The 14,577-nt window shown below is 37.7% G+C and carries 19 protein-coding genes; 5 read left to right on the top strand and 14 right to left on the bottom strand.

Features of this window, described 5'->3' with window-relative positions; translation table 11 throughout:
* Nucleotides 1-37: 37 nt before the first annotated feature.
* The 8 genes from IGJ90_RS00365 to IGJ90_RS00330 form a co-directional block, all read right to left on the bottom strand.
* Nucleotides 38-217 (bottom strand): hypothetical protein, encoded by a 180-nt coding sequence (locus IGJ90_RS00365; protein WP_002381345.1) that lies wholly within the window; start codon nucleotides 215-217, stop codon nucleotides 38-40.
* A gap of 20 nt (nucleotides 218-237) precedes the next feature.
* Complete coding sequence (locus IGJ90_RS00360; RefSeq protein ID WP_002356101.1) at nucleotides 238-1,473, bottom strand: MFS transporter; 1,236 nt, start codon at nucleotides 1,471-1,473, stop codon at nucleotides 238-240.
* A 365-nt stretch (nucleotides 1,474-1,838) separates the two neighbouring features.
* On the bottom strand, nucleotides 1,839-2,081 hold the full coding sequence (locus tag IGJ90_RS00355) for a GlsB/YeaQ/YmgE family stress response membrane protein (RefSeq protein WP_002356092.1): 243 nt from the start codon (nucleotides 2,079-2,081) through the stop codon (nucleotides 1,839-1,841).
* A gap of 23 nt (nucleotides 2,082-2,104) precedes the next feature.
* Nucleotides 2,105-2,665, bottom strand: a complete 561-nt coding sequence (locus IGJ90_RS00350) for an Asp23/Gls24 family envelope stress response protein (RefSeq protein WP_002356090.1) — start codon at nucleotides 2,663-2,665, stop codon at nucleotides 2,105-2,107.
* Between the two features lie 58 nt (nucleotides 2,666-2,723).
* Nucleotides 2,724-3,236 carry an Asp23/Gls24 family envelope stress response protein gene (locus IGJ90_RS00345; RefSeq protein ID WP_002383483.1) on the bottom strand — a complete coding sequence of 171 codons (513 nt, stop codon included), beginning with the start codon at nucleotides 3,234-3,236 and terminating at the stop codon, nucleotides 2,724-2,726.
* 12 nt (nucleotides 3,237-3,248) lie between these two features.
* Entirely contained in the window at nucleotides 3,249-3,440 is a 192-nt protein-coding gene (locus IGJ90_RS00340; protein ID WP_002356087.1) for a DUF2273 domain-containing protein, read from the bottom strand.
* A gap of 12 nt (nucleotides 3,441-3,452) precedes the next feature.
* Nucleotides 3,453-4,025 (bottom strand): alkaline shock response membrane anchor protein AmaP, encoded by a 573-nt coding sequence (gene amaP / locus IGJ90_RS00335; RefSeq protein WP_025186726.1) that lies wholly within the window; start codon nucleotides 4,023-4,025, stop codon nucleotides 3,453-3,455.
* 12 nt (nucleotides 4,026-4,037) lie between these two features.
* On the bottom strand, nucleotides 4,038-4,931 hold the full coding sequence (locus IGJ90_RS00330; protein ID WP_002367586.1) for an SDR family oxidoreductase: 894 nt from the start codon (nucleotides 4,929-4,931) through the stop codon (nucleotides 4,038-4,040).
* Between the two features lie 273 nt (nucleotides 4,932-5,204).
* Here IGJ90_RS00330 and IGJ90_RS00325 point away from each other — a divergent pair, with 273 nt between their 5' ends.
* From IGJ90_RS00325 to IGJ90_RS00315, 3 genes are all read left to right on the top strand, one after another.
* Nucleotides 5,205-5,858, top strand: coding sequence for a Crp/Fnr family transcriptional regulator (locus tag IGJ90_RS00325; protein WP_002356081.1), 654 nt, complete (start codon nucleotides 5,205-5,207; stop codon nucleotides 5,856-5,858).
* A gap of 105 nt (nucleotides 5,859-5,963) precedes the next feature.
* Nucleotides 5,964-6,146 (top strand): type II toxin-antitoxin system HicA family toxin, encoded by a 183-nt coding sequence (locus tag IGJ90_RS00320; protein WP_002367585.1) that lies wholly within the window; start codon nucleotides 5,964-5,966, stop codon nucleotides 6,144-6,146.
* Between the two features lie 33 nt (nucleotides 6,147-6,179).
* On the top strand, nucleotides 6,180-6,617 hold the full coding sequence (locus tag IGJ90_RS00315; RefSeq protein ID WP_010707936.1) for a type II toxin-antitoxin system HicB family antitoxin: 438 nt from the start codon (nucleotides 6,180-6,182) through the stop codon (nucleotides 6,615-6,617).
* 46 nt (nucleotides 6,618-6,663) lie between these two features.
* On the opposite strand, the gene IGJ90_RS00310 is transcribed toward IGJ90_RS00315, so the two are convergent.
* The 6 genes from IGJ90_RS00310 to ruvA form a co-directional block, all read right to left on the bottom strand.
* A complete protein-coding gene (locus tag IGJ90_RS00310; RefSeq protein WP_002413974.1) occupies nucleotides 6,664-7,335 on the bottom strand; it encodes a hypothetical protein in 672 nt (223 codons plus the stop codon).
* The gene (locus IGJ90_RS00305; protein WP_002387458.1) at nucleotides 7,326-7,580 is read right to left on the bottom strand and encodes a helix-turn-helix domain-containing protein; all 255 of its coding nucleotides are present in this window, start codon (nucleotides 7,578-7,580) and stop codon (nucleotides 7,326-7,328) included. The genes IGJ90_RS00310 and IGJ90_RS00305 overlap by 10 nt, the downstream gene beginning before the upstream one ends.
* 546 nt (nucleotides 7,581-8,126) lie before the next feature.
* A complete protein-coding gene (gene ygjK, locus IGJ90_RS00300; RefSeq protein ID WP_438767405.1) occupies nucleotides 8,127-10,466 on the bottom strand; it encodes an alpha-glucosidase in 2,340 nt (779 codons plus the stop codon).
* Nucleotides 10,467-10,643: 177 nt separating this feature from the next.
* The gene (locus tag IGJ90_RS00295) at nucleotides 10,644-11,342 is read right to left on the bottom strand and encodes an N-acetylmannosamine-6-phosphate 2-epimerase (RefSeq protein ID WP_002370615.1); all 699 of its coding nucleotides are present in this window, start codon (nucleotides 11,340-11,342) and stop codon (nucleotides 10,644-10,646) included.
* Between the two features lie 141 nt (nucleotides 11,343-11,483).
* Entirely contained in the window at nucleotides 11,484-12,500 is a 1,017-nt protein-coding gene (gene ruvB / locus IGJ90_RS00290) for a Holliday junction branch migration DNA helicase RuvB (RefSeq protein ID WP_002381340.1), read from the bottom strand.
* Between the two features lie 12 nt (nucleotides 12,501-12,512).
* Nucleotides 12,513-13,127, bottom strand: coding sequence for a Holliday junction branch migration protein RuvA (gene ruvA, locus IGJ90_RS00285; protein WP_002367580.1), 615 nt, complete (start codon nucleotides 13,125-13,127; stop codon nucleotides 12,513-12,515).
* Between the two features lie 218 nt (nucleotides 13,128-13,345).
* Here ruvA and IGJ90_RS00280 point away from each other — a divergent pair, with 218 nt between their 5' ends.
* Nucleotides 13,346-14,332, top strand: a complete 987-nt coding sequence (locus IGJ90_RS00280; protein WP_002383490.1) for an LLM class flavin-dependent oxidoreductase — start codon at nucleotides 13,346-13,348, stop codon at nucleotides 14,330-14,332.
* Between the two features lie 14 nt (nucleotides 14,333-14,346).
* The gene (locus IGJ90_RS00275; RefSeq protein WP_002356070.1) at nucleotides 14,347-14,571 is read left to right on the top strand and encodes a DUF896 domain-containing protein; all 225 of its coding nucleotides are present in this window, start codon (nucleotides 14,347-14,349) and stop codon (nucleotides 14,569-14,571) included.
* Nucleotides 14,572-14,577: the final 6 nt, after the last annotated feature.

Genomic DNA, 14,577 nt, shown 5'->3' with positions numbered 1-14,577 from the left:
ACCGAAACGTAGAACATTCATTTACTAACTACTCATTTTACATGACGTTGTTATTTTCTGTCACCAATTCTAGCTCTTGCAAGTAATGATCCAAAGTCGCATGATGTTGATCGACATCGGCTAACTCTGTTTCAATTTTAGCTAAACGCGTGTTCATGCGTTGAATTTCCGTTAGTGTTTGTTGTAAAACATTTAAAATCCGTTCATCGTTAGGCATTGAAATCACTCCTTGTCCATTTATAGTTCTGAGCCGTGTTCAATCTCTTCAATCGTTTCAAGAGACAAATCTTTGGCATCATTTTTAGCTTTGTGGAAGACCATATATAAAATGGTACAAACGATTGGGATACAGCCTGCTAAGAAGTACATTTGTTGGAATGACATAAAGTTACGTAATTCACCTAAAACGTACGGACCAACCCCTAATCCAAGGTCTAAACCGATGAAATAAGTCGATAAAGCAATCCCGATACGGTGAGGACTTGGGCTTTCTTGAAGACAAACCGCTTGGCCATTTGACATGAAAGTACCATAACCTAAGCCAATTAACCCACCTGAAACTAATAACATCCAACCAGACGTAGTCATACTTAATAAGAATAAGCCTAGTGTTAAGAAAATGTAGCTCGGATACATGACGTAGCGTTCCCCTTTGACATCGAAAATCCGACCTGTCGATGGACGTGTTAAGGTAATCACGACCGCATAGACGATAAAGAAGAAGGTGCTGACGTCAACTAAATCGATTACTTTGACATAAGAAGATAAGAAAGATAAGACACTTGAATAAGCAAGACCCATTAAAAAGGCGATAAATGTAATAAATAAAACTTTCTTTTCAACAAAACTATCAAAATTCCATTTAGATAAAGCTTCACGATGTTCAGGTGTTAACTCAATATTTTTCACTGGGAAAATGAAGCAAGCAATGGTTGTTAACAAAATTAAAATAATTGAAAAGTTAATAATGACATGGAAGTTGGAAACATTTAACAATAACATCCCAATAAATGGCCCAATGCCGGCTGCCAAACTAGTACTCAAACCATAATAATTGATCCCTTCCCCTTTTTTGTTTTTAGGGATATAGGCGGTAACAATTGCGTTGGTCGCTGTCGAAACGGTTCCGTAACCAAACCCATTTAAAAAACGGACCAGATAAAGAATGCCCATACTTGGCATATACATATACGCAACAGTCGTTAAAAGATAAAACAAAGCCCCATAACGTAAGACTTGTTTGCGCCCAATCAGTTCAAGGAGTTTTCCCATGAAAAGTCGTGCAAGCAATGTCCCGATGATGTAAATTCCTGAGGCCAAACCAGCTTGACCTAAAGTAGCGTGTAAGCTATCTTGCGCAATCACCGCAATAATAACCATTAATAAATAATAAACAAGATAGACAATGAAATTAATCACTGTAATACTGATAAAGCCTTTATTCAAAAGCTTTGTTGGTGTTTGTTCTGTCATAATTCTTTGAATTCCTCTCTCTTTTGTTCTGTTTATTTTGTGTTGCTATTTTTCAATAAAAGACCGCTATCCCCTCACTTTGATGACTTATCAAAAAATTTTCTGAAATTCATTTGCAGTTATTACTATACGAGATATCCGTTACAAAAAAATGTAAATTTGTGAATGATAAACGTTATCTACAAATAACTTCAACAAATGTTGTTGATTTTTGTTGAAAACTCAAAAATGACTAATGATTTTAATTAAAATAAGCTCTTAGCTAATTGCTCAAAATTTACTTTTCATACGAAACTTCCTCATACATAGAAAAAAAAATAGGGCATAAGTCGAAACGACTTATGCCCTATTTTTTTAATCTTTCTCTATTTTCGTCCTAAAATCCATGAAACGATGGCAACTAAAATCACTGCCCCGATAATCGATGGCACAATAGCCATCCCAGCTAAGCTTGGTCCCCATGTGCCTAAAATGGCTTGACCAATTGTTGAACCAACTAACCCTGCAATGATATTGGCAATAATGCCCATCGATGATCCTTTTTTAGTAATTGCTCCAGCGATTGCCCCAATGACACCACCGACAATTAATGCCCAAATAAAGCCCATGATTGTTTCCTCCCTTTAACTGTTTATTCTACACGTGGTTCCATATTTTCTTTGACTTGTTCTGTTCCTTTATTCACAGCTTTTTTTGCTTTTTCTGTTTGTTCAGAAGCAAATTCACCGGTACTTTTGGCAGCGCCTGTGACTTTATCTTGAACCGTTTCGCTATCTTCTTCGTATTCTTCTTTTGATTTGATATCAACTACGTTAACATTCACTTCAATCACATCTAAGTGAGTCATTTTTTTCACTTCACGGCTGATTAATTCTTTCATTTTTTCGTAAATGTCTTGAATATCTTTGCCGTATTCTACCACGATATCCATATCAACAGCGACTTGTTTTTTACCAACTTCGGTATCAATACCCGCTGTGACGTTATCTGTGTTTACTAATTTTTCAGCAATATTTGAGAAAAAGCCGCCATCGACTGTTAATAGACCATCGACATTTTCTAAGGCTAAACCGATAATTTTTTGAACGACTTTATCTTCAAATGTTAATTCACCTTTGATTGCATGGTCTTCTGGTGTGTGTGGTCCGTTTCCTGCTGGTTTTGGTACATTATTGAATTTTTCGTTACTCATGGTTCATTCCTCCTAGTTTCTTCTATTATTGCTTTATTTTTAATAAAATAATAACCAATTATTGAACACGAGGTGCCGTGTTTTCTTTGACTTTTGTCTTGCCTTTAGTTACCGCATGTTTGGCTTTGTTGGTTTGTTTTGACATAAAACTACCTGTCGCTTCAGCGGCGTTGCCAAGTTTATCTTGGACTGTTTCACTTTCTTCTTGGTACTCTGCTTGTGTTTTGATATCTACTACGTTGACATTGACTTCGATTACTTCCAAGTGAGTCATTTGTTGAACTTCACGAGTAATAACCTCTTTCATTTGATCATAAATGGTCTCGATATCTTTCCCATATTCGGCTACAATGTCCATATCCACTGCGACTTGTTTTTTGCCGACCTCGGTGTGAATGCCTGTTGTAACATCTTCACTGTTAATCATTTTATCTCGTAAATTCGAGAAAAAACCACCGTCCACAGTTAACAAACCATCGACTTCTTCCAAAGCAATGCCAATAATTTTTTGGATTACTTTATCCTCAAACGTCAACTCACCTTTAACAATCGATACATTTGCATTTTCCATAGCCAAAACCTCCTATTTATGATGAAAATAATTTTTGACAATGCCTGTCTGTTCCAAATACAAACCTAGCCAAATACCTAGTCCTGTCAGGAGTACCACTAACAATGTTTTAAAGAAGCCGATTGACAGAAACAAGATTGCAAAAACCAAACCGACTAGGCCACCAATTAACGGAACGGCATATTGTTTTATCCATTCAACCATTGTACATCCCTCCTACTCCACACGTGCTTGTGTTTGCTGTTGTTGTGGTCGTTTCATTGATTGAATATCTTCAAAATGAACATCAATCGTAATCTTGTGACCAATTCCCACCAAACGAGCAAGCCGTTCTTCCATTGTTTTTGACCAAGCTTCTGTTTGTCCAATTAAATCCGCCGTTCGTTTCAGTGTGCCTTTGACATTGACCTTAATGCGCCGTTTTGTCGCCTTTACACGAATGGTTGGTGCTTCCAGAAAGTCACTGTCTTGCAAGCTAGAGCGTACAAATCCTTCGATGGCTTTACGGTGTAACACTAACTTTCCTTGCTCTTCTTTTAATTCAAACGTGCCTTTTCTTCTTGGGAATAAAAGAATGAATAAAAATAGAAAGAGCATAATTCCTAGTAAAACCAGCGCTACCCAAAAAATTGCTTGACGTGCGTACTCGTTGTCTTGCAAGAACCATTGGACATTATCTGGTGGTTGCCAAGCTGTATCGGCTGACCAAGTGGTAATGGCCACCGCGCCAAATAATGCCATTAAAATCAGTGAACCTAGAAGCAAAAGTATTTTAACAACTTTATTCACGGAACATCCCTCCTAAAGATTAATTGCTTCTCCACCAGTTACGCCATAAACTTGAGCCGTAACATAACTTGCATCATTGGACGCCAAGAAAACATAAACAGGGGCTAATTCAGCAGGCTGACCCGCACGTTCCAGTAAAGAATGTTGCCCAAATTCTGGCAACTCTTCAATTGGTTGTCCATGATCTAACTGTAACGGTGTCCAGATTGGTCCTGGAGCCACGCCATTTACCCGAATGCCTTTTGGTGCCAGTTGTTTTGCTAAACCAACGGTAAAGTTGGCAATTGATGCCTTCGTTGCTGCATAATCCAACAAATGCTCACTGGGATTAAAGGCTTGGACGGAAGTCGTTGTCACAATACTACTTCCGGCAGGCAAGTGAGGCACTGCTGCTTTGACAATGCCAAACATCGCAATAATATTGACATGGAAAGTGTCTATCACTTGTTCCATTGGTAATTCTTCAATAGCGGCACAGGAAATTTGTTGGGCAGCATTTAAAACAAGGGTATCCAAGCCGCCTAATGCTTCACGAGCTTGTGCAACCAATTCTTCAGGTGCCTGTTTATCTCTTAAATCTGCTGGCAAAAGAAAGACTTTTCGGCCAGCTTCTCGTATATAGTGCGCCACTTCTTCGGCGTCTTTTTCTTCACCTGGGAAAAAATGTAAGGCAATATCTGCACCTTCGCGAGCAAAAGCAATCGCCGCCGCTCGTCCAATCCCAGAATCACCGCCTGTAATTAATACCCGACGATTTTCTAATTTGTGATTTCCGACATAGCTGTCTTCCCCACAATCTGGTTTAGGAACCATTTTGTCCTGTAATGCGGGAGTTTCTTGATCTTGTTGCGGAAATCCATCACTATAAAATAACTTTCTTGGGTCTTTTAAGTTTGGTTCTGTCATGAAATCTCCTCCCTTTCTACTATTACCTTAATACAATTTTTTCTTTTTGAAAAATATTTGAGCACATAAAATAAAAAAAATATTTTTAATACTCATTAAGCGAAATTTTTGGCAAAATTATCTAAAAGCTGATTTTATTTTTCAAAATAGCGTTTAATTGACCTTTTTTATCAACATTTGTTATTGACATATGATGTCCAATTCGCTTAAATAAGAAGGAAGCCCAACAGGCAAAAACAAAAATATTTAGAGATAATTGAGGAGTTACCGCCAATGAGAAATGTTTTACAAGACTACTTAGATGAACATTCTTTTCGAGTCGTTGTAAAAAAGAAGAAAAATTATTTAACTTATGAAGGACTGCAAGATCGTTATGCCTATATTTTAAAAAGTGGCATCATCAAAACTAGCGTTATTTCCAAAGACGGTCGTGAATTTAATTTACGTTATATCAACAATTTGGAAATTGTTTCATTGCTACGTGATGAATATTCAGAATTTATTGATGCACCTTTTAATATTCGCATCGAATCTCCACAAGCAGAACTTTATCAAATCGACCGTGTTCAATTTTGGCGGGATATCAATAATAGTAAAGACTTGCAAATGTATGTCAAAGAATACTATCGGGACCGTTTAATGCATTCCATGAAAAAGATGCAGCAAATGTTAATGAATGGCAAATTTGGGGCCGTTTGTACACAAATCTATGAAATGTACGATTCATTTGGCGTAGAAACAGAGGAAGGTATTTTAATTGATTTCGTGGTGACCAATGAAGAAATTGCGCATTTTTGTGGGATAACTTCTGCTAGTAGCGTTAACCGGATGATGCAGCAACTAAAAGAGTTAGGGGCAATCGAACTACGTAACCGCAAAATTTTGATTAAAGATTTAGATATGATTAGAGATAACATTATTGTTTAACATCAGCACCCCCCGCAAGTTTGACCTTGCGGGGGTACTTTTTCATCCACTTGACAACACGTATTACACGTATTAAAATATATCCTGTCAGGAGGTATTGTGCACATGCCAATGACACAAAAACAAATGGTCAAATTGCTAAAAAAGCACGGTTGGTTACCAACCGATGGTGGAAAAGGCTCCCATATAAAAATGGAGATGTCTGGCAAAAGACCCATCATTATCCCACACGGAGAATTGAAAAAAGGAACCGAAATAGGGATTTTAAAAGAGGCAGGGCTGAAATAGCCTTCCTCAATGATTGATAAGGAGGCATCATTCATGCTAATTAGTTATCCTGCATGTTTCTACAGTGTCGAGAATGGTTACTATGTTTATTTCCCAGATATAGGTGGTTCTGGTACGCAAGGAGATACAATTCCTGATGCAATTGCGATGGCTTCCGATTATTTAGGTATGATGTTATCTGATGATATTGAACATCAAAGAACAATCCACCAGCCATCTCCTATCAATACGTTGTCATTAGAAGATAATAATCCCTTTAGAGATGACGATGACTTCAATTTTAACCTTGCAGACTCGTTTGTTTCTATGGTAAATGTAGAACTAAATGATTATTTAGGAACAAATACGTTAGTCAAAAAAACCGTCACCATTCCCAAGTGGTCTGATGAACTCGGGAAAAAAAATAAATTGAATTTTTCTAAAACCTTGACCGATGCCATCGTTGAAAAGTCGCTACATGTTTTAAAGTAGCCTTGAGAAAGCACCCCCGCAAGTTTGACCTTGCGGGGGGTGCTTTTTATTTTTCAGTGACAATATTCAATGGAAACTGACCTTTTTCTAAATTAAATGTCCGACCAGCCGTCAGCTGAAGCATTTCTTTTTTCATGCCTTCCGCCAAACGTACATCGCCAAAGCTTTCAATCATATCAATAACGGCGATTACTTCTTTATAATATCTCATTTTGCCAGTGTACAGATAATACGTAAGATTTTTTAAGTAACGTAAGTTAAAATGAATATAGTAGATTTCAGCAGGAATCGTGGTAACACTCACTAGCGCTAAATATTCCCGAGCTTTCGCATAATTTTTCTTATAAAGTTCCCCAGTAATGATATTTAGGTAAAAACCATAGGCAACATTTAGTGTTTGGGTATCACGTAATTCAGCATCTTTGACAGGAAACATCTGCTCAAGAATCTGAAGGACTTCATTTTCAGAAAACAAGGCGGCAGGATTAGTCACCATTTGATAATCGTAGTATGTATAGTAGCTTTTGCTAGAGATAAGCGCGAGAATTACCATTCGATCGGTTTCATCAAATTCTGGAATTTCCTCCCAATCATTACTAAACGTTAATTTAATATCTGTGTAAATAGACATTTCCAACGCATTTTTATGAGGATTGCGCTCTAATTGATAAAAATAATGAATCAGATTCTTTTTTTCACTTGTATTGTTCAACCCCATTTGACAACATTCAATTTGATGTTTGACTTCTGAAGAAGCCATGATTCTCGTATCAGATACCATAAAAAAAATTCATTAAAAGTAATCCCCAATGACTGTAACGCCGTCATTAAATCCTCGTAACTTAGCTTGGCTTCACCAATTTCGATTCTTCGATAGGTTTGTTTCCCCTTTTTTGGCAAAACATCTTTCTGAGCAATTTTTTTCTTTTTTCTAAAATATTTTAGAGCACCTAGCACATCCATAATATCCTCCTTTTATAATAAAAATAATATTAAATATTATTTTTTTATTAACTTAAAGATCCAACAACACCTGTACAAATTAAACAAAATCAGAGAAAACATTAATAAACATTTCAAAATATTCATTTTTATTATTTCCGTAATTATAATATTGTAATATTTTGATAATCATAAAAACTTATATACTTAACTTCCCTTGAAAAAATCAAAAGAAATGTTCTATAATAGAAGTCAATATAGCTAACAGAGAAGGAGGTTTTGCATATGTTTGGTTTTGATATCAGCTTATTCCTTATTACACTATTCCGTTAAACCCACTCTTCACTAACCATTGTACAATCAATTCCTTTGAATATCTATTTCATTTTTATTAAATAACATTTTTAATAAAAGTACATATCGTTTATTTTTAGATATTTTATTTAATTATATGTAATATATTTATTTAAACAAATAAATTACATTTAATTAAATCAGAGGGAAACAGATTGTAGCAAGTGAAGAAAAAAATAGCTCTTGAGAGATATTTTCTCAAGAGCTGTTTTTCTATTTTATTTCAAAAGCGGTTTGCGTTGTGGGGTTATTACTTAATAAGGTGTTTTTATACAGTAAATAGTACGCTGCCGCTGACCAACTAAAGTTTTTCGTACTTAGGCCTTTCCCTGTCAGTGGATCATAATTTTCATGAATAGGTCCTTCTCCCATCAATCCTTCGGCATGTAAGAAGAGTTTTTGTGTCATTTCTTTTGCTTCTTTTGTATAGTCATAGTTTTGAAGAGCTTCTACACCAAACAAGGCTTGATCAAGCCAAACTGGTCCCCGCCAATATTTCGTTGCAGCAAATTTTTCATTGTCTTTGGATGCCGTTGGGAATGGCATAAAGGTATTGAACATTTCTTGATTCATCATGTTTTTCTTAACTGCCGCCGCCTGTTCTTTGGTCGCTACTTTTGCCCAGAGCGGCAACCAGCCTTCTGTTCCTTTACCACGATTGACTAACAATTTTGTTTTCGAGCCGTCTTCATTTATTTGTAAGTCATAGAAGAAGCCCGTTTTTTCATCAAACATATTTTCTTGAATATATTTTTTTAGTTTCTTCGCTTCTTTTTGATAGTTCTTATAGTCCTCTTTTTTGCCTAGTTCTTCTGCTATCGAAGCTAAATAGCCCTTTTCAGCGTAGAGATACGCATTCAAATCCACTGATTCTTGATTAATCGAATACCCCACTACTTTTCCTTTATTTTTATTTTCAAAAACTTTAACTCCAACGTCGCCTTTGCCCACACCTTCTTTGTCAAACCGTGTAGCATTATCCATGCCACTTTCCCACGCGGCTGCTTCAATAACAGCATCATCGTCCACTTTAGGTTGGCCATTTTTATCTTTAATGATTTGATCCTTGTCGTCTTTTTGCCAGTGAGCATCACTGACCATGCTTCCATATTCTGCTATCCCATTTTTATTGTGGTCTCGGTTGGTATACCACCAATTGTGATAAGCCACAAGTTTGGGATACATTTCTTTTAAAAATTCCTTATCTTTGGTTTCTTGATAAATATGCCAAACTGCCCATGCAGCCAATGGTGGTTTAGAATTTCGTTCATTCCAGTTGCCACCTTCACCACCACGCGCACTGTCTTGATTGTAAAAGACAGCATCAATGATCGCTCCTGCATCTTGTGGACGTACGGTATCATCTTTTTGAATTTGATAATCAAACAAGGCCCGCATATTATTTTTAGCTAACTCAGGATTAAAATCAGCCGTTGCTACATCCGCTTTCCACGAATCCCAAGCCCACATACCAATAAACCATTTATAAGACATGGACGGAACAATCCCGTCATGCTTAAAGGCACCTGCCGCACTTCGCCAATTGGTATTAATCGTTTCAATCGATTTGACTAGCGCATTTTGATATTCAGGAAATTCTGCTGTTTTCTTTTGATCAAACGTTTTATCTAGATATCCTTGCCATCTTTGCTTGTTCTCTTTGAAATAGCGCGCCGCATTTTTGGTATATTCGGGTGCTTGTTGTTGTTCCTTTGCCTCTTCTTCTTTTGTAAAAGTATAGCTTTCTGTCGTATAGGTGTTGTACGTTTGTTTAGGCTTCAATTCAATTGGTTCAGCGGTCGCTGTATAATTCCGATTATCAATTTTTGTTGAAACTTTATCCGCATGATGAATCGTATATTTTGTGTCTTTCGTAGCAAAATAATTCCACGTTTCTCTGACTTCACCAAAATTCACTTGAATATCATTGTCTTTAGCAGTTAAACGAGTGCCAATATCTAAGGTTTCCGTTCCCTCTTGAATTTTATCAAAGACCGCACCTGTCCAGCTTGCTTCAAGTGACAAGGGCTCTTCACCAGTGTTTTCAAGTGTCGTTTGGATAAGCGCCGTTCGATTGCTGACAAAAATTAAAGCTAAATGAATCGTTACATCGTCTAATTCATAGGTTTGCTCTAGGCGCCCAGGATAATAAGACAGGTCCATGCGGTTGCTTTGGCTTAAATCATAGGTTTCTCCCGTTTTTTTATTTTTGACCGTTAATTTGTTTAAACTTGCCGCCAAGTTTACTGGATATTCTTCCGCAATAATCAATGGCCCCGCAAAACCACCCAGTAGCTCTTTATTACTTTTTTCAGGTAAATAGTAGCCATGCCATGCACCTAAATCAGAAAAATTATTAAAATAATTGGTATCGTATACGCCATTCGTCCGTTCGGTTGGTGATGCACTCACATCTAAAACATTCGCAAATTCATCAACTTTTGTTCTTTCAATACTTGCTTGCACTTCCCCGCTTAACGCAAAACAGCTGACTACGGTGATTCCTAACGCTAACCAAGTAGACACCCGTTTCTTTTTTGATAAACCCTTCATAAAACCCCTCCTATAAAATGATAGCGCTTTATACACTGATTTATTATCAGCAAGGACTATGCCAAATGGAGTGTATCCCTTTTCATTATTGAAAGATTCCACTTTCTCTAGAAAAAAAGCGACCGTATTGAAGTGTATTGATCAAAAAATAACAAGTGTATCGATAGTGTATTTAGTTTATGCTTGATTCTGTTTTATTTTCGTAGCTTCCACAAATTTTTCAGTAATTTTTTGCGGTCGTGTAATAACAGATCCCACCACCACGCTATAAGCACCTAGCTCCAGAACACGTTGGACTTTTGCTGGCGTATCAATCATTCCTTCTGCAATGATTGGTGTAGTAAAATGCTTCTTTGCTTCTCTTAACAGTTCAAAATCATTTTGTTCAATCCGCTGATTTTCACTTTGCGGCGTATAGCCGACTAACGTTGTGCCAATATAATCAAAGCCTAACTCCGCCGCTTCAATCATCTCTTCCAGCGTGGAACAATCCGCCATCCATTCTTGGTTAGGATACTTTTCTTTTATTCTTTTGAAAAATGTGGCTAACGTTTCGCCATTTGGTCGTTTCGAATGGGTTGCATCGAGAGCGATAATTTCTGGCTGAACAGCCATTAATTCATCTACCTCACGCATAGTTGCGGTAATATATACTTCTGCATCAGGATAATCTCGTTTAATAATCCCAATGATTGGTAAATCAACCTCTTTCCGGATTGCTCGAATGTCTACCACAGAATTTGCTCGAATACCTTTAGCCCCTCCTTGTTTAGCGGCCAAAGCCATCTTGGACATGATAAAAGAACTATGCAACGGTTCGTCTGCCAACGCTTGGCAAGAAACAATTAATGCCCCTTTGATTTCTTTATTCAACATTGATCCCTCCAATTTAAAAGCGATTACAAACACAGTATACCTACAACAGCTGAAATATGCCACTCTCCCAAATAAGAACAAACGTTTCACGTGAAACAAAAGAAAGCAAGCGGTTAAGGCTTGCTTTCTTTTGACTTATTTTTAATTTTTACGACCCTCTAAATAATCATACCCAAAATGTGCATACGCAAATGGCGTTGCAATTCGTCCTCGCGGTGTTCGTTTAATGAAACCTTTTTGAATAAGATAGGGTTCATACATATCTTCCACCGTTTCGGTTTCTTCACCGATGTTTACAGACAAGGTACTTAAGCCAACCGGACCGCCGCCGTATAAATCAATCATTGTTTTCAACAATTTTTGATCGACATAATCCAAGCCTTGATGGTCCACTTGCAGCAAGGTTAACGCTTTGTCTGCAATCGCTCGGTCGATTTTGCCATCTGATTGGACTTGGGCAAAATCACGGACACGTTTTAACAAACGGTTAGCAATTCGGGGGGTCCCTCTTGAGCGGCGCGCAATTTCAAAGGCACCTTCCTCAAAAATCTCCGTTTGAAAAATATCTGCGGAACGGAGAACGATTTCTTTTAAATCCTGCTCTTGATAATACTCCATGTGAGAAATAATCCCAAAACGATCTCGTAATGGCGCTGAAAGCATCCCTGCCCGTGTGGTAGCTCCCACTAAAGTAAAAGGCGGTAACGGAAAATGAACGGGATGTGCCGTGGTTCCTTGACCGACCATGATATCAATGTAAAAATCTTCCATTGCGGAATACAGCATTTCTTCCACCACTCGCGGCAAACGATGAATTTCATCGATAAATAACACATCACCAGGCTCTAATTCGTTCAAAATAGCGACTAAATCTCCCGCCCGTTCGATGGCTGGTCCACTTGTGGTACGAATGTTCACATTCATTTCATTGGCGATGACCATCGCCATTGTCGTTTTCCCTAAACCTGGCGGACCATAAAGAAGGGTATGATCCAACGCTTCATTCCGATTTTTCGCCGCTTCAATATAAATCGTTAGTTCTTGTTTTACTTTGTCTTGACCAATATATTGTGCTAAAAATTGTGGACGTAACGATTTTTCAATTGAAGCTTCTGCTTCTTGACTTGCAGCTGAAAGCAACCGTTCTTCTTCTGTCATCGTTATTCCTCCTTAGCGTTTCATCATGAATTTTAACGCATTGCTTAAATAAACATCTGTCGTTGTCTCACCTAACGCTTCCAATTGCTTAGTGATACGCTTAATCTCTCGGTCACTGTAGCCTAGGGCACTTAATGCTTCTAACGCTTCTGCCAATGCTTGATTGCTTGTTGTCACCGCTTCGGTTGCGGTCATGGCCGCAACCGCTGCTTCGGAAGACTCTAATTCGCCTAATTTTCCTTTTAAATCTAAAATCATTTGTTGGGCTGTTTTCTTGCCAACACCTGGGAACTTCGTTAAATATGTAACATCTTCCCCTTCAATTGCATTGATTAAACCACCATGATCAGCCACAGAAGCCATGATAGCTAAGCCACTTTTAGGGCCAATTCCAGAGACACTGATTAATTTTAAGAACAATTGTTTTTCATCTAAACTGCCAAAACCAAATAAAAGTTGTGCATCTTCCCGCACGACTTGGTGAAGATATAGTTTAATATCCGTATCCATTTTTCCTGAATAGCGATACGGGTTATCGACTGAAATCTGATAGCCAATGCCATTTGTTTCAACGACAATATAGTATGGGCTAACAAACGTTACTTTTCCAATAATATATTCGTACATGTTGTCACCTTTCCAATTGCTGATTGCGTACATATGTTCCATTTTAACACAAAGCATCAAAAAGCCATAGTGGAGAATTTTTTATCATCGACCTTGGCTACATCTATTTGTTACTTTTCGCTCACTAGGGAATTAAAAAGTGCGTACTATTTTTTTTGACATGTTTGCGTAATAATAGCGGTAGCTTCAAAAAAACAACCAAAAAGGAGACTACATACATGAAATTAAGTATCTTAGATCAATTAACGGTTCCTAAAAATCAATCAGCAAGCGACACATTACAAGAAGCCAAAGAACTCGCTCAATTAGCGGAAAAACTTGGTTACACAAGAATTTGGTATGCCGAACATCACGGCTCAGACGCCTTTGCCAGTGCAACGCCAGAAATTTTAGTTGCACATATTGCTAGTGCCACCGAAAAAATTCGTGTTGGCGCGGGTGGCATCATGACCATGCATTATGCGCCATTTAAAGTCGCAGAAACGTTTAAAACGTTAGTAGCTTTATATCCTGATCGAATCGATTTAGGCATGGGCCGCTCGCCTGGTGGCAGCCCATTAACTACGTTGGCGTTAAATAATGGTCAGCCACCACAACTAGATCAATTTGATAAATTACCTGAAATTTTACTCTTTTTAAAAGAGGAATTTCCTGAAGATCATTTATATTCTAAAATTTCAGCTGTTCCGCGGGAAGTTCTATTACCACAACCTTGGTTACTAGGTGCTAGTAAAGAAAGCGCACGTTCAGCTGGTGAATATGGCATTAATTTTTCCTTTGCACAGTTTATTCATGGACATTTGCCCAAAGAAGTATTGTCAGCATATTACAAGCATTTCCGACCAGTAACTGAACAACAAGAGCCTCAAGTGAGCGCTGCGTATTTCACTTTTGCCGCCGACACGAAAGAAGAAGCAGAATACCATGCGGCTAGTTTCGAGCATTATATCTTTGCCACCGAACATGGGCTTCCTAATAAATTTTTATCGCCAGAAGAAGCCCTAGCTTTCCCTTACAGTGAAATGGACAAACTGGTTTTAGAACAGAATAAACAACGCTTTGTCATTGGTAGTAGCCAAGAAGTTGCGGAGTTTTTCCACCAACAAGAAGAACTAGGGTTGACAGAAGCAATGCTAATCACCCCAGGCTATGACAAACAAACGCGCTTTCAATCGTTTGAACGCCTAGCAAAAGAATTATTATAGAAAGGAAATGAGAAATGTTAGAGGTTTTAAAAAGAATTAATACGCTTGCACAAAAAGAGCGTGAACAAGGTTTAACATCTGAAGAACAAGCTCTTCGTGTCGATTTGCGACAAGAATATTTGCGAACCATTCGTGAACAATTCAATAAAACATTAATGGGCGTCACTATTTATGATCCTACTGGTGAAGATGTAACCCCAGAAAAATTAAAAGAAGAACAGCAGAAATATTTTGATTAAAAGAGA

The sequence above is a fragment of the Enterococcus sp. AZ129 genome (assembly GCF_051714505.1).
Lineage (GTDB): Bacteria > Bacillota > Bacilli > Lactobacillales > Enterococcaceae > Enterococcus > Enterococcus faecalis.
This window is presented reverse-complemented; position numbering and strand designations above follow the sequence as displayed.

Coding starts and splice junctions, on each gene's coding strand:
- IGJ90_RS00305 (WP_002387458.1), bottom strand. CDS start 7,580: ATGGATGTGCTAGGTGCTCTAAAATATTTTAGAAAAAAGAAAAAAATT.
- IGJ90_RS00330 (WP_002367586.1), bottom strand. CDS start 4,931: ATGACAGAACCAAACTTAAAAGACCCAAGAAAGTTATTTTATAGTGAT.
- IGJ90_RS00350 (WP_002356090.1), bottom strand. CDS start 2,665: ATGAGTAACGAAAAATTCAATAATGTACCAAAACCAGCAGGAAACGGA.
- ruvA (WP_002367580.1), bottom strand. CDS start 13,127: ATGTACGAATATATTATTGGAAAAGTAACGTTTGTTAGCCCATACTAT.
- IGJ90_RS00275 (WP_002356070.1), top strand. CDS start 14,347: ATGTTAGAGGTTTTAAAAAGAATTAATACGCTTGCACAAAAAGAGCGT.
- IGJ90_RS00345 (WP_002383483.1), bottom strand. CDS start 3,236: ATGGAAAATGCAAATGTATCGATTGTTAAAGGTGAGTTGACGTTTGAG.
- IGJ90_RS00355 (WP_002356092.1), bottom strand. CDS start 2,081: ATGGGCTTTATTTGGGCATTAATTGTCGGTGGTGTCATTGGGGCAATC.
- IGJ90_RS00360 (WP_002356101.1), bottom strand. CDS start 1,473: ATGACAGAACAAACACCAACAAAGCTTTTGAATAAAGGCTTTATCAGT.
- IGJ90_RS00280 (WP_002383490.1), top strand. CDS start 13,346: ATGAAATTAAGTATCTTAGATCAATTAACGGTTCCTAAAAATCAATCA.
- IGJ90_RS00310 (WP_002413974.1), bottom strand. CDS start 7,335: ATGGGGTTGAACAATACAAGTGAAAAAAAGAATCTGATTCATTATTTT.
- IGJ90_RS00295 (WP_002370615.1), bottom strand. CDS start 11,342: ATGTTGAATAAAGAAATCAAAGGGGCATTAATTGTTTCTTGCCAAGCG.
- ruvB (WP_002381340.1), bottom strand. CDS start 12,500: ATGACAGAAGAAGAACGGTTGCTTTCAGCTGCAAGTCAAGAAGCAGAA.
- IGJ90_RS00340 (WP_002356087.1), bottom strand. CDS start 3,440: ATGGTTGAATGGATAAAACAATATGCCGTTCCGTTAATTGGTGGCCTA.
- IGJ90_RS00365 (WP_002381345.1), bottom strand. CDS start 217: ATGCCTAACGATGAACGGATTTTAAATGTTTTACAACAAACACTAACG.
- ygjK (WP_438767405.1), bottom strand. CDS start 10,466: ATGAAGGGTTTATCAAAAAAGAAACGGGTGTCTACTTGGTTAGCGTTA.
- IGJ90_RS00320 (WP_002367585.1), top strand. CDS start 5,964: ATGCCAATGACACAAAAACAAATGGTCAAATTGCTAAAAAAGCACGGT.
- IGJ90_RS00325 (WP_002356081.1), top strand. CDS start 5,205: ATGAGAAATGTTTTACAAGACTACTTAGATGAACATTCTTTTCGAGTC.
- IGJ90_RS00315 (WP_010707936.1), top strand. CDS start 6,180: ATGCTAATTAGTTATCCTGCATGTTTCTACAGTGTCGAGAATGGTTAC.